Consider the following 13,521-nt stretch of genomic DNA (forward strand, 5'->3'; position numbering starts at 1 on the left):
CTCATACCTCGAACCCTTCTTTAAGAAGCAGGGCTTCCAGCTCCTCTTCTGCTTTTTCCAGCTCAGCCAGCTTCCGTTGAAAATCTTTGAGCGCCTCTTCCACAGTGATAGTTTCTTCTTCAAGTGGCTTTTGCACATAACGAGCAATATTTAGATTGAAGTCATTTTCTTCAATCTCCTTCAGAGGTACCCAGCGTGCAACGCCTTCGATTTCTTTTGCATCTGGCCCCTGTTGCGCCTGCTCATGATAGATTTGGTATATGTCATCAGCCTGTTTGTTGGACAGCGTATTCTGTGCTCGCCCTCTGGTATAGATTTCTTCAGCATTGATGATCAATACATGATCTTTATGCGCTGCCGGGCGTGATTTACGCAGCACCAAAATACACGCAGGAATCCCAGTCCCATAGAACAGGTTGGATGCGACACCAATAATTGCCACGATGCAATTTTCTTTCAGCAATTTGGTTCGTATTACTCCTTCTGCGCCGCCACGAAACAGCACACCATGAGGTAACACGACAGCCATACGTCCATTGTCGTTAAGTGAGGCAAACATATGCTGCACCCAGGCAAAATCACCGTTTGTTTTAGGCGCCAGGCCATATTGCTTACGACCATAGGGATCGTTCGACCACAGATCGTATCCCCATTCCTTCAAGCTAAATGGTGGGTTGGCAACAACGCAGTCGAAAGTTTCTAAACGATCGCTTTGCAAAAACTTAGGTTCACGCAGCGTATCCCCGCGAACAATATCAAAATCCTCCTGACCATGCAGGAACAGGTTCATTCGCGCAATGGCTTCGGTGGTCAGGTTTTTTTCCTGACCTTTAATTTTTAGCAAGCGCGGATCACCACCGTTTTCTTTTACATGGTGGATAGTCTCAAGCAGCATACCACCAGTACCACAGGCGGGATCGTAAACGCTCTCACCGGCTTTTGGATCAAGAATATTAACCATCAAGCGAACAATAGTTCTTGGGGTGTAGAACTCACCAGCTTTCTTGTTAGCTTTATCAGCAAAACGTTTGATCAGGTACTCGTATGCACGGCCCATGACATCGTCACGGACACTGGCAACGCCGAGATTCACCTTGTTGAAGTGATTAAGTAACGTAGCCAGTAACTCATCAGAAAGGCGTTCTTTGTTGGTCCAGCTGGCATCGCCAAAAATACCATGCAGTTTAGGGTTTGCCAGTTCTATACCACGGAAGGAGTCCTTTAAGGCCTGACCGATGTCTTTAGTCTCAGCGAAAACATCGCGCCAGTGGCAATTCTCTGGTATCTGAATGCGGTGAAACATCTTCCCCTTGGCAAGCTCTGCATCCCCAACCTTCTCCATCGCATCGGCAAATTCTTCGTCATATACATCACAAATGCGTTTGAAGAAAAGGATGGGGAAAATGTACGTTTTGTAATCTGACGCATCAATAGGCCCAGTGATAATATGGGCTGCATGCCAAAGATGGGCCTCGAGATCTTTTAGGTTAATCAGTGTCATTAATTTTTCTCTTTACGATTCTGCGAAGCAGGAACCTTTTGCAGTAAATCGTGTATTTCACAGTCAAAAAGCTCGGAAAGCCTTTCTAATGTATCCAGGTGAACTTTCTGAGCCGTCTTTTTGCAAAGCAAAGTGATAGCGTTGTGACTCAGTCCGTTTCACCTGACAATATCGGCAATTCGCATCTTATATTCGCCCATGAGCCGAGCAAGATGGCAGCGGATCATAATGGCCCTTCTGGTTGTGCTTCACGATGCAAATCGTATCCCAAAATGCTAAAAAAAATTCAATCTGAAATGAAATTAAGTTAGTTGAAGAAGCATTTTTGACAGGTGAAAATAGTTTTCAAACAATAGATAGCCACGAATTTACTAGCATTGGTGGCCTGATTCAAAGAGGCAGACTCTGACTTAGATGGAGAAAAAATGTGTAAAAATTTTTGTTTAGCACAGATTCCAGACACAAAAAAAGCCGCCCTTAAGCGACTTTAATTTGCATACGTGGTGCCGAAGGCCGGAATCGAACCGGCACGCCTCGCGGCGGTTGATTTTGAATCAACTGCGTCTACCGATTTCGCCACTTCGGCACTGAAGGGTATGCGGAAAACGTTGAGGATTATACCGTTACCCCCTGTTTCCGCAACCCTTATCCGCAGGCGACGGTGCAACTGCTGAAAAAAACGCCTTTTGGCTCTCAGGTTCTACTCACATTACAAACCATCTAACCTGAAACAGGCTTCACATCCGTTACGAACACAGGTAAATCCCAGGTGCCGCCCGCGTGGATATAACGACACATGCCGGTCCCGCCGTCATAGCTTTTGCGGAATGCCTGACCGTCCCATACCCAGCTTTCCTGGCTCATGCAGTCGCCGATGCCCCGGCCTTTCTGCACACTGGTGATCTCGCCCTTGTCGTAATCGGACCCGGAAACGGTCACCAGCACCGGCTGACCTTTAAGCTGGTTATCAATAACCCAGTAGCCATAGCCTTCGTTATACGCAGCTCGCCAGCAGAGCGCCGAAAGTAACGCGTGGCTGTCATCCAGTGGCGTAAGCGTGGGTCCGTCGGTTTCCGGGTCGATGTTCTCTGCCGATGTAAACAGGCTGTCGCACGTGTCATCGTCATTACGATTAACAGTCGAAAGCAGTCGGGTTTTCAGCGCAGCGATTTCTGGATCGGTCAACAAACGGGGTTCACCGCTGAGAGTTTTTGCCGCCTGTATTACGGGTGCGGGCACAGCCTTAGCCACACTGCTTTCCGGTTTATTGCCCTTTTTGGTGAGCGCGCCTGGCGTGCCGATACGGCCCTGCACGTCGTCCGCTTTTAGCAGCACGGCATAAGCGCCTTCATTGGAAAGCATGAAAGGTTTGGAACCGCCTTTAAATTCCACTTTACCGCTGCCTTTCACTGCCTTAATTACCGCAGAGGTCTGGCTGGCCGACATTTGCCAGTTGTCATCAGCAGCCAGAAGATCGCCCGCTGGTTTACCGTCGATCCAGAGCGTCAGCTTTTCCGCCGGTTCGCTGTCATCTTCGGTGTCGCCCAGCGTCACTTCTCCTGTTGGCTCGGTTCCAGGACCCGCGTCACGGGTGAGCAGGATGGAGCCGGAGGGATCCTCTTCTTTGCCATAACCGGCAATGCGGCAGGTCAGCGTGTTATCGCAGGCAACTTCCCAATCTTTGTGCTCAAGCGTTCTTGCGCTCTGCGCGGCCTGAGCCGAGATGGAGAGCATCGCCAGCATGAAAAGCATCGGTTTACAGTTCACTTTACTCCCTTATGTTTTATTTCTGACATCAGCACTGGTATCACTCTTACATCACGAGTGCGAGAAAACCAACAGCCATTGTTAATTGCCGCCAGGCTTTAACGAAAGGCTGAGCCACGTTCCTGGGCGATGCAGCTATAGGGTAACTCTCTCTTTTTTGTTACGCGCTTCAACCAGCACACGGTGCAACTGGCCGACTGAAAGGTCGCGGATAACGGGCGCAGGAATGCCGCGCAGACGTCTGCAAAGATAAACAATGCCCAAGAAGTCGATGCCTTCACTATGGAAAAGATATTCGTTTTCTTTCAGAGAGAACGTCTTACGGAAATCCTCTTCTTCTGTAGAAAAACTCACGTCGAAAATTTTTTCCGCTTCCTCCAGCAACTCAACACCATCATCGCCGGTAATCCCCAGATCCTTTTCCAACCAGGTATTTTCATTGATGGTTTCACGTTTACATCCTGCAAACTCGCGAACAAAAGCGATAACGTCCGCCATTGAGGGTTCCATATGATTGCTCATGCTAAAGCGCTCCGCGCTATCCTGCCAATTTACAGTCGTCCTAAGGTCATTTCCTGCACCTCAGCCGCTGGATTGGCCTCTTTCACGGCGGCAAGAAAACCGACAAAATCCCGATTAAAAAGGGTGTAGTTGTTCAGGACTCTGAACTCCCTTTCGGTGCTATAAGACCCGGTGACGTAACGAACAAGCCATACCCGGCGATTGCTGACTTCAGTTCCGGTAACTTTTATCCTGATAATATTCTTCAGCGGAACTTTGCAAATCGTTTCGCCTTCGCGCTGCTGATACAGGAAGTCGCAGTCATAGTAATAATCTTCCGTGTTCATGCCCAATTTTTTCAATATCGGCGTATTAGCCGATATCTTTTTCATCTCGCCTGGAGAAGGAGGGAGCCCTTTTTTGAGGGGCAAAGGCTTGAAGCAATACCAGATGAGCAAAATGAAGAAAACTAACGACAGCAGTGAGAAAATAAAATAAACAAACTGATGCATTTAAATGACCCGATCTGTTCGGATAGCTCCTGATTATATCGAAGAAGATATGACGCCGTTATCCGTTTTTATTGCCCTGCCAGCTCATCTTTCAGTGCACTACGATCTGTCTGGCGAGTGCCAGAGACAGGCAGTGCCGAGCGCCAGCCCCACAACTGAGTTGCCTGAATAAATCCGGCTATGGCCCAACGTTTTAACCTGAGCATCCTCCCTCAACTTATCTCTTACGCTGATGTTGTCTTGATTGTCTTACAGCGCCTGCTCGCCTTTAAAAACTCCCAAATCCCTCCCCACCTTTACGGTTTACATTTACCTGCATTTGTTATGTGATCCTGTTACATGAATTTCTCGAGCTGTCTCGCAAAACAGGATCCTGCATGCGCTTTTACCAGGCCGATCCCCGCCTCGAAAACTACTGGCGCGGCGTTATTCTTTTTGGCAAAAACGTCGCGTCCTATAAATTTGCTCTTGCCCATGCGCTATACGACCTGAAGCAGCCGGACAACGATTTGATTACGCTGGAAGCGCTGGCCGTGCCTTTTGTCCGGCATTTGTGCGCTCACCTGCGTCATGCGCCAAAGCAGATTACCAGCAAAAGCAGCGAGTTTCTGGAGGCGTGCAGGCAATTCAACGCAGGCGAAATCAACGAAGAACAGTTAATCGCTATTACCGTTAAGCGCGGTTTTGCTAACGTCATCGATGCTTTTCATAATGTGAATCATGCCGAGATCGACAAACGCTTTTTCCTGGATGAACGGCGAAGTCATAAAGGCATACGACTTACGGATAATTTTTATCAGCTGACGGAAAACGAACAGTTCGCCAGTCTGGAAGCGGAAACGGAGGCAAGATGGCGGCTGGTTGAAGAAGCCTGGGCGATGAATGTTTCACGCAACCTGATTGCGGTTGATTATGACGATAATGACAAAATGCTTTTCAGCCGCCAGAGTGGTCGCCGCGTCGATATTACCAGCTGTCGCAGCAGCCTGAACGGCTACCAGAAAGGACTGTGTTTTTACTGCTTCCGCGCCATTGGCGTGACGGGCGGCGAAGAGAACCTGGCGGATGTCGATCACTTTCTGCCGCTGATACTCAGCGAGCAAATCGGCAACCTCAACGGCGTCTGGAATCTGGTGCTGGCCTGCCAGACCTGTAATCGTGGCGCTCAGGGTAAGTTTGCGCGCATCACGTCAATAGCGCTGCTGCAGCGACTGCATGATCGAAACGAATACTTTATTAACAGCCATCTGCCATTGCGGGAGACGTTACTCCGCCAGACCGGCGCAACGCCGATACTACGGCACAGCTTCCTGCAAAACAGTTGGGATACGGCAAAATTTTCCCTGCTCCACGAGTGGCAGCCAGCGGCACAGGGAGGCAGCCAGTTTTGAGCAACGAAGATTATTACCGTCAGAACGCTCAACAGTTTTTTACCGACACGGCAAGTGTGGATATGTCTGCGCTTTACCTGACATTTACCGGTTACCTGCCGCCAGGCGCTCGCATTCTTGATGCAGGCTGCGGTTCAGGTCGTGACGTCAAAGCCTTTAGTGAAATGGGTTTTGACGTCGAAGCCTTCGATGCATCAGCAGAGTTGGTTGCGCTGGCTCGTCAGTGGTCCGGAAAGCCTGTAGCGCAGATGCGCTTTCAGGATGTTGATGCGGTTGAAAAATATGACGGTATCTGGTGCTGCGCATCGGTGCTGCATGTTTCCCACACTGAACTCCCTGACGTCATGGCAAAGCTGGCCACAGCGCTAAAGCCTGGTGGCGTCTGGTATCTCTCCTTTAAGCATGGTCACGGCGAACGGGAAAAGGACGGGCGCAGATTTACTGATATGGATGTAACTGGGTTTCAGAAACTGGTTGAAGGAATGAATACTCCCGGCAGGGCCCCCCTGGCTAAAAATAAGCTGGGGATCATAAAAGAGGCTGGATCTAAGGACGCAACGGGGAACAGGTTCGCTTTTGAAACGGCAAAAATCTGGCAGACCGGTGATGTACGTGCGGGACGCAGCAATGAGATCTGGCTGAATGCGATTATCAGGAAAAGTTTAATTTGATAGCTGGCCTGGGAAATCCCTGACTCCTGCTACAACCTTAATCACTCACCCAGCCCCCAAACGCAAAAGAGCCAACCTCGCGGTTGGCCCTTTCTTGCATCTTGCATGCTCAGCATCGAGTATCAGCGGTGCCCGTTTACAGTTCACTTTATTCTCTCGGGTTGTATTTCTTTCCGGCTAGCACGGATATTTTGTGACTATATCGAAGAAAACAGGTCACGGTTATCCGTAGAAACTTTACAGAAAGTTTTTACATAAAATCATTAGCAGCTGTCCTTTCAGTTCAGCCTGCACTGCCAAAAATTTGCCATGACCATTACAATATTTTAAAGTTAATTCATCAATGGACGCGATTTCCGGGGAAAAGCAACGGACGCAACAATGTTCCCCAGCTCAGTCTTATCGGGCATGGTTTCAGTACCGATGGATTTATCTGGGGCTGGAGCGAACCCTCAGGGCGTAATTTCCCGCGCCTGTGAAGCCTCCAGACGACTTCAGATGCAAAACCCTGAACTGTGGAGAAAACTGCGGGTTAACGACTACGACATGCTCTATTTCATGTTTGAAGAACCCCTGCAGAACTTCATCAAAATGGGTGAAATGTTACGTAAAAACCCCTCAGCCTCCAGAGAATTTATTAATGCTATCGAAACTTATTAGACTTCTTCGTAAGCTCATCGCCGAAGTGTCCGGCGGTCTGGTATTAATGGCTATGGTCGTGGGCATATTTTTGGCAGCCACGCTGAATGAAGGTGCCATGCGCATCATTGTTCCGCTGCTCGTTCTTGTCGCTGGACTGGTGGTTTACGGCCTGACCTGGTTGATTGCTGAAAAGCCAGACCGTCGTTAACCCCGCACTGACTTCAGCCCGGACAACAAGCGTAAGTCGTCATGAGTTCAGACCAGATACCTAACGAACACGCTGTCTTTGCCTCTTGCACAATAGGTCAGACAGGACGTGAATATGGCGATTTTTGCAAGGCTGGATAGTAAAAACCTTCCATCCTCAATTTAATTACGGCATTAAATTCATCAACGCGATTATTATTTCCGTGATGATAAAATTAAAAAAACAATGAAGACAGTTCGGCAAATATAATTTTAAAGATAGACATTAACCAACCCCAGGCAATCGCTAATAAAATATACCGTAAGAAAAGCGGAAAATTTAATTTAAACCAGTATAATCCATGATAGAAGCAGCAAGGATATTAAAAAATTTATTATATGGGCGTCCTTATCACTGACTTCAGAAAATCACTTCACAGAATAATAACACCCACAACCACCTGAATATCTTATCACTTTTATTACTGAAGATTCCCAAAGTGCTATTTAATGAAGAAAGTCAGGAACGTTCAGCTCCTCAGCTTTTTAGGAAAACTGAATAAGCACATAACGAGGTTGCGATGGAACAAGCACAACGCCGTCCGTGGGGATGGGGACTGGCGGCACTTCTGGTCGCAGGCAGTGCATCAGCGGCGAGCTGGCAGGATCATCAGCTGAGCAGTACAGCGTCGCAGCTCAGCACCGGCACCGGCACCACACAGCAGAATAGCGGTATATCGCTCTCTTCTATCACCAGCAGGCAGCCCGGCCTCAATCAGCGCGGGCCACTCGGATAAGGCACGGATCTGCCAGCGCGATACATTCAGTAAGCTTTCGCCAGCGATAGCGCTCAATGCCAGCATCAGAAGCGTCATGGTCAACAACAGTGTGGCGGCTAAAAAAGCTTTGGAATGATCGCCAGTCCGGTAAATGGCAGGCAGGCCAGAAACAGAATTGAGGCGACCGCGTGTAAAGGCAGCACCACGTTTACAAGCCGCAACCATAACCGCTCCCCCCCAAACGCAAAAGAGCCAACCTCACGGTTAGCTCTTTCTTGCATCTTGCATGCTCAGCATCGGGCATCAGCAATGCCCATCATCATCATCTGTTGTTGTCAGGATGAGCGCCTCAATGTGAGTGATCATGCAACTTACTTTCAACCTTGTCCTTCACTTCGCTGGCTTTCTCGCTCACCTTCTCAGTCAGGCTCTCTTTGTGGTCGCGATTATGCGCACCGGGTGACTGCGTCGCTGCACCCGCTGCGGCAGGTCTGCCCGCTGCTGTGGTACCCGGCAGTTCGCGCTCCAGACCGCCTCGTGCATGGTCGATATCCACTTCCTGACGACGCACCGTGTCATTAATGGTCTCGGTACGATCGCTGCCGTCGGTACGCACCACCACTTCTTCTTTCACGTGGGTCGTTTTGTTGATCACCGGCTGCTCATGGGTCTCAGCAACTTCGACGGTTTTCTCGGACCAGTCCACTTCTCCGGCCAGCGCAGGTTCATTCACCGAGCGACGGAAGATGTCAGCGTGCTGCTCATGCAATGAGATATCTTCAGAGACGGTATCCGTTACGGTATAGCGGCGAACGCGGGTGGAGCCTTCGCTTACCAGACGTTTACCCACTTCCACCTGCTCTTCGGCCAGACGCAGAATGTCAGCTTCGCTCTCGTCACCGGTCAGTGAGGTGCGTCGCGGTTCAACCTGGCGGTCGTTGGTCTCACCGGCAAACTGCTTACCGGCTGTCGGGTTGATGCCCGGCGCGCTGCTGCCATTATTAACTGAGCTTTGCAGACGTGATGGCACATCTACTGAGTCATGAGAATAGAGAATCGTCATGGCGCGGGCCAGTTTCTCCTCCTCAGTACGGATGGTCAGCACGACGCCGCCCTTATCCATAGCTCTGGTGTAGACATCCGCCTCATCTTTATCGACGTCGTGCCCAAACAGACGCTGCCACAGGCTCGGATGGCGGACAGACTGCCCTTCCTGCTGCAAACGTTCTCCACTGATAAGACTGATGTCCCGATCAGAAAAGCCTGCTTTCACGAGATTTCTTTTCGCGGCCTCTGCCTGAATTGCAGAATCGAACAGTGTTACGATTTTTTCCTGTGCCATGATAGGTTCCTCTCTGTTAGCTAATTTGATCGTCATCTCTTTCAACGTTCACCTGCTGCTTACGTCGGGTTACCACTTCCTGAAAAGGAACATTCTCCTGCACTTTTCGGATGTGGATCTCCTCTTTAAGCACCAGCTTTCTGACAATCTGGATTTCTTCCTCTACTACCGGGACAATCAGTACACCGTTCTCTTCCCTGATTTCGGGCATCGTTTCAACGGGATGCGCTTTTGCTACATGCTCAATCTCAACCTTCTCCCGGTTAAGCAGTGTACTGATGACCTCGTCATGCTCAGTTGTGGAACGGGTAACACGGACATGTCCATCCACAATCTTTTGCTTCGTCAGGGCTATTTGCTCTTCAGCGAGTTTAAGCGTGACGTCTGCATTATTATTGTGCTCTGGCTGTCCAGCCATAATATCGCTCCCGTTAAATTAAATAATTACCACAACTGCCTGACACAGTGATTAAGCATGAACACTCTGGCTGATTTCGCAAGCCGGAATAATAAAAAACTCCGCTAACTCAATTTAATTACGGCACAGACACTTGCATCAAAAACAAGCACCCCGGTTTAAATTACCGCTACGTTAAATATAAAAATTACATGAAACACATGATGTTATATTAAAATAGTTTCTCAGGTAAATATTAACAGCCCAGACGCAAGCGCTTAGAAAGCACTCTATAAGCAAAGCGGTAAATTTAATTTAAACCAGGACGATTCCTGATAAAAAACGTGAGGATATTAAATAATGTTTCAGCGAGAGGCACTTATTACTGCCTTCAGCAAATCACTTCACAGAATAATAACACTAACAAGCATCTGAATATTTTATCGCTTCTATTACAGAATATTCCCAAAGTGCTATTTAAGACGCTATTTATAAAAGGAAGTCAGGAACTTTCTGCTCGTCAGCCTCTCTTAGCAAAACTGAATAAGAAGATACTGAGGTTAAGATGAAGCAGGCACAACGCAGTGCATGGGTTTTGGGCGTGGCGACACTTCTGGTGGCAGGCAGTGCATCAGCGGCAAGCTGGCAGGATCAGCTGAGCAGTGCAGCGTCGCAGCTCAGCCAGCAGAACAACGGTAGCACCACCAGCACCACGCAGCAGAATGGCGGTCTGTCGCTCTCTTCTATTACCAGCATGCTGGGCGGCGGCGACAAAGCGGTCAGCGCCAACAGCATGACCAACGCGGCCGGTGTGATGCAGTATTGCGTCGAACACAACGTGGTGAAAAACAATGTGCAGTCGGTGAAAGATCAGGTGCTGAGCAAGCTCGGTCTGAATACCACCACCGCGCAGGAACAGAAAACCGATTACACCCAGGGCGTGGCAGGTCTGCTGAACACCGGAAATGGCCAGCAGCTGAATCTGCAAAGCCTGAGCAACTCACCCATGGGTGAGAAGCTCAAAACCAAAGCCTGCGACGTGGTACTGAAGCAGGGTAAAAACTTTATCTCCTGATCCCCCTATTCATCTCTCCCCTCGCAGCACTGAGGGGAGCATTAAACCCCGCCATGCTGTGATGCCTGACATTCCCATAACCTGGGGTTGAGCGCTATAGTGTTGTTTTGGTTTCTACAGGACAGCACGCATGAAAGGCATCAACATCGCACTTTACTTCGACCCCGATCAGATTCAGGCCTGCGTTCACGAACAGGATGACAGCTATCTCAGCAAAAAATTCGAGTATGACGATGGCGTGATAGAAGAGATCTACCAGTGGCTGGAGCAGTATGAACCCAAACGCACGCACATCTGCCTGATTGAGAACGAAACGGCCGAACTGCTGGCCGATGAGCTGGTCGACAGTGGATTCCGCGTCCATCAGGTCACCATGCATCAGCTGTTGAGCTGGTTCGCCACCGAGCCGCCGTCCACGCCAGACGGCACGCCTATGCGCGCCATGCTGCGCTTCCTGGAAGATGAACATCCGCGTGAATATGAGTCGCGCACGCCGCAGACTGAAGCACTGATGGAGATGTTCGACGAGCTCGATGCACTGGAGATGGTCGATGACGCCGACGACGAAGACACGCTGCCAGGCGATCTGCTGCGCGCCATGAAGAAGCACAAAATCACCGCCAGTGCTGCGGCTCAGCGTCTGTTGCCGGACGTCAACGAGCGTATCCGCGAACATCTGATGCAGTATCCCGAACTGATGACGCCGGAAATCCTGCAGGACTTCTTCCCGGAGCTGCTTGAGGCGCTGGAGCGCCCGAAACACTAATCAGGGAGTGCAGACATGCTGGAGCTGATTAAAGCCGTTAGTCTGGGGCTTGTCGTGATCCTGCCGCTCGCCAATCCGCTCACCACCGTGGCGCTGTTTTTAGGGCTGGCGGGTGATATGAATTACCAGCAGCGGAACCGGCAGGCGCGCCAGGCGTCAATCTATGTTTTTGCCATCATGGTGGTGGCATGGTACGCAGGCAGCGCGGTGCTGCATACCTTTGGCATCTCGATACCGGGCCTGCGTATGGCCGGTGGGCTGATCGTTGCCTTTATCGGTTTTCGGATGCTGTTTCCGGCCAAGCCTGCGGGTCATTCGGTTGAAGCTAAGCAGAAACTGGATGAGCTGGATGAAGCCAAAGAGCCGGTGAATATCGCCTTTGTGCCACTGGCGATGCCGAGCACGGCGGGACCCGGGACCATTGCGATGATCATCTCGTCCGCCTCGACGGTAAGAAGTGGCGTTGATTTTCCCGCCTGGGTGATTAGCGTGGCGCCGGTGCTGACCTTCCTGCTGGTGAGCCTGATCCTCTGGATCTCTCTGCGCAGTTCGGGCGCCATCATGAAGCTGGTGGGCAAAAGCGGCATTGAGGCGATCTCGCGCCTGATGGGATTTTTGCTGGTCTGCATGGGCGTGCAGTTCATCATTAACGGCGTGCTGGAAGTGGTGCGCACCTTTCACTGATCCGGAATGTCCCCTCTCCTGACTGGCAGAGGGGACTGCCTGATTACTTCAGCGTTTTACGCACCTCAGCAACCTGATCTTTACTCACCGCTGGCGCGGTGTTGCTCCAGCCCTGGCGAATAAAAGTCGCCAGCTGCGCGACTTCATCATCGCTCAGACGCTGGGCAAAGCCCGGCATCGCCAGCTTAGACGGTGCTTTCGCTGTAGAAGGCTGCTGCGCACCGGCCAGAATGGTATGGATCAGACCGGTTGGATCCTTCGCATTCACGATGGTTGCCCCATCCAGCTCCGGGAAGATCGCGGGTGCGCCTTTGCCGGTCACGAAGTGACAGGCACCGCAGTTATCCAGATAGAGACGCTCCCCTTCGCTGAGGTTCTTCGCCGCCGTGAGCTTCGCTTCCGTTGCCTGCTGCGCCTGCACGCTGAACGCCTGCAATGGCGGATTGCCGCCCAGGAACTTCAGGTAGGCCGCGATGGCTTTCAGATCGGCATCAGTCATGTGTGAGCTGCTGTGCTCAACCACCGAGGTCATCTCACCGCCCACTGCCGCTTTATCGTTGCGGCCAGTCTGCAGGTAATCCACGATCTCCTGCTCGCTCCAGTGCGGCACACCGCGCAGTGACGGCACATCCCAGTTGTTCAGGCTGCCGCCTGCCAGGAATTTATCATCACCGCTGTCCAGCGCTTTCTCGTTCATGCCCAGACCGCGCGGCGTATGGCAACTGCCGCAGTGGCCCAGACTCTCCACGATATAGGCACCGCGATTAACCTCGGCTGATGCGCCACCAATCGGCTGGAACGGCTTATCTGACGCGAACGCCCAGTTCCAGAAGCGCATGCCCCAGCGCTGGCTGAACGGGAAGCTCAGATCGGTTTCCGGCGGCTGTTCTGCGCTCGGCTGCACGCCTTTCATGAAGTAGACGTAAAGCGCGTGGATATCGGCATCACTGATTTTGGCGTAATCCGGGTATGGCATCGCCGGATAGAGATGCGATCCATCCGGTAACACTCCCTTGCGCACCGCATCAGAGAACTGCTGCTCGCTGTAGTTGCCGATACCGTGCTGCTTATCCGGGGTGATGTTGGTGGAGAAGATGGTGCCGAGGTTCGACTCAATCGCCAGTCCGCCTGAATAAGCAGGCTTGCCGGGCAGTGAGTGGCACGCCATGCAGTCGCCCAGCCGGGAGAGATATTCGCCCTGCTTAATCAGTTGCGCTTCATCTTCGGCGTGAGCAGGCAGCGCAAATCCGCTGGCCAGCAGCACCGCGTTGGCAAAAATAAAAGACTTCAGTTTCAGCTTATTCATG

At 51.0% G+C, this 13,521-nt stretch carries 15 protein-coding genes, 1 tRNA gene and 1 pseudogene; 8 read left to right on the plus strand and 9 right to left on the minus strand.

All coding sequences use genetic code 11. The features are described 5' to 3' along the window. Position 1 precedes the first annotated feature (1 nt). The 6 genes from KTJ90_RS16640 to KTJ90_RS16665 form a co-directional block, all read right to left on the minus strand. Positions 2–1,501, minus strand: coding sequence for a type I restriction-modification system subunit M (locus KTJ90_RS16640; RefSeq protein WP_499025503.1), 1,500 nt, complete (start codon positions 1,499–1,501; stop codon positions 2–4). Then, on the minus strand, positions 1,501–1,632 hold the full coding sequence (locus KTJ90_RS16645; protein WP_499025505.1) for a helix-turn-helix domain-containing protein: 132 nt from the start codon (positions 1,630–1,632) through the stop codon (positions 1,501–1,503). Before KTJ90_RS16645 ends, KTJ90_RS16640 begins: the two co-directional genes overlap by 1 nt. Before the next feature lie 370 nt (positions 1,633–2,002). After that, positions 2,003–2,087 (minus strand) — tRNA-Leu (locus KTJ90_RS16650). A gap of 134 nt (positions 2,088–2,221) precedes the next feature. Then, positions 2,222–3,253 carry a DUF1176 domain-containing protein gene (locus tag KTJ90_RS16655; RefSeq protein ID WP_499026549.1) on the minus strand — a complete coding sequence of 344 codons (1,032 nt, stop codon included), beginning with the start codon at positions 3,251–3,253 and terminating at the stop codon, positions 2,222–2,224. 150 nt (positions 3,254–3,403) lie between these two features. After that, positions 3,404–3,778, minus strand: coding sequence for a hypothetical protein (locus KTJ90_RS16660; RefSeq protein ID WP_033762333.1), 375 nt, complete (start codon positions 3,776–3,778; stop codon positions 3,404–3,406). A gap of 41 nt (positions 3,779–3,819) precedes the next feature. Further along, positions 3,820–4,281 (minus strand): hypothetical protein, encoded by a 462-nt coding sequence (locus KTJ90_RS16665; protein WP_033762272.1) that lies wholly within the window; start codon positions 4,279–4,281, stop codon positions 3,820–3,822. Between the two features lie 377 nt (positions 4,282–4,658). On the opposite strand from KTJ90_RS16665, the gene KTJ90_RS16670 reads away from it, so the two are divergent. The 5 genes and pseudogenes from KTJ90_RS16670 to KTJ90_RS16690 form a co-directional block, all read left to right on the plus strand. Next, the gene (locus tag KTJ90_RS16670) at positions 4,659–5,672 is read left to right on the plus strand and encodes an HNH endonuclease family protein (RefSeq protein WP_499025509.1); all 1,014 of its coding nucleotides are present in this window, start codon (positions 4,659–4,661) and stop codon (positions 5,670–5,672) included. Continuing rightward, the gene (locus tag KTJ90_RS16675) at positions 5,669–6,343 is read left to right on the plus strand and encodes a class I SAM-dependent methyltransferase (protein WP_003850952.1); all 675 of its coding nucleotides are present in this window, start codon (positions 5,669–5,671) and stop codon (positions 6,341–6,343) included. Before KTJ90_RS16670 ends, KTJ90_RS16675 begins: the two co-directional genes overlap by 4 nt. Before the next feature lie 381 nt (positions 6,344–6,724). Further along, on the plus strand, positions 6,725–7,003 hold the full coding sequence (locus KTJ90_RS16680) for a hypothetical protein (protein ID WP_231001619.1): 279 nt from the start codon (positions 6,725–6,727) through the stop codon (positions 7,001–7,003). Further along, entirely contained in the window at positions 6,984–7,193 is a 210-nt protein-coding gene (locus tag KTJ90_RS16685) for a hypothetical protein (protein WP_033762275.1), read from the plus strand. The genes KTJ90_RS16680 and KTJ90_RS16685 overlap by 20 nt, the downstream gene beginning before the upstream one ends. Before the next feature lie 559 nt (positions 7,194–7,752). After that, positions 7,753–7,941, plus strand: a pseudogene (locus KTJ90_RS16690) (DUF2501 domain-containing protein); the annotation flags it as partial. A 358-nt stretch (positions 7,942–8,299) separates the two neighbouring features. Here the strand turns inward: KTJ90_RS16690 and KTJ90_RS16695 are convergent. Further along, positions 8,300–9,292 (minus strand): YsnF/AvaK domain-containing protein, encoded by a 993-nt coding sequence (locus tag KTJ90_RS16695; protein ID WP_442843896.1) that lies wholly within the window; start codon positions 9,290–9,292, stop codon positions 8,300–8,302. 16 nt (positions 9,293–9,308) lie between these two features. Then, a complete protein-coding gene (locus KTJ90_RS16700) occupies positions 9,309–9,710 on the minus strand; it encodes a YsnF/AvaK domain-containing protein (protein WP_003850961.1) in 402 nt (133 codons plus the stop codon). 544 nt (positions 9,711–10,254) lie between these two features. On the opposite strand from KTJ90_RS16700, the gene KTJ90_RS16705 reads away from it, so the two are divergent. From KTJ90_RS16705 to KTJ90_RS16715, 3 genes are all read left to right on the plus strand, one after another. Beyond that, entirely contained in the window at positions 10,255–10,764 is a 510-nt protein-coding gene (locus tag KTJ90_RS16705) for a YjjA family protein (protein ID WP_286865886.1), read from the plus strand. A gap of 130 nt (positions 10,765–10,894) precedes the next feature. Next, positions 10,895–11,530 carry a hypothetical protein gene (locus tag KTJ90_RS16710; protein ID WP_003850964.1) on the plus strand — a complete coding sequence of 212 codons (636 nt, stop codon included), beginning with the start codon at positions 10,895–10,897 and terminating at the stop codon, positions 11,528–11,530. Between the two features lie 15 nt (positions 11,531–11,545). Next, positions 11,546–12,214 (plus strand): MarC family NAAT transporter, encoded by a 669-nt coding sequence (locus KTJ90_RS16715; protein WP_003850965.1) that lies wholly within the window; start codon positions 11,546–11,548, stop codon positions 12,212–12,214. A 43-nt stretch (positions 12,215–12,257) separates the two neighbouring features. Here KTJ90_RS16715 and KTJ90_RS16720 read toward each other — a convergent pair whose 3' ends face one another. Continuing rightward, positions 12,258–13,520: a c-type cytochrome gene (locus tag KTJ90_RS16720; RefSeq protein ID WP_283543707.1), complete on the minus strand. Its 1,263-nt coding sequence runs from the start codon at positions 13,518–13,520 to the stop codon at positions 12,258–12,260. Position 13,521 lies beyond the last annotated feature (1 nt).

Source organism: Pantoea jilinensis, assembly GCF_019104105.1.
In the GTDB taxonomy this organism is placed as follows: domain Bacteria; phylum Pseudomonadota; class Gammaproteobacteria; order Enterobacterales; family Enterobacteriaceae; genus Pantoea; species Pantoea eucalypti.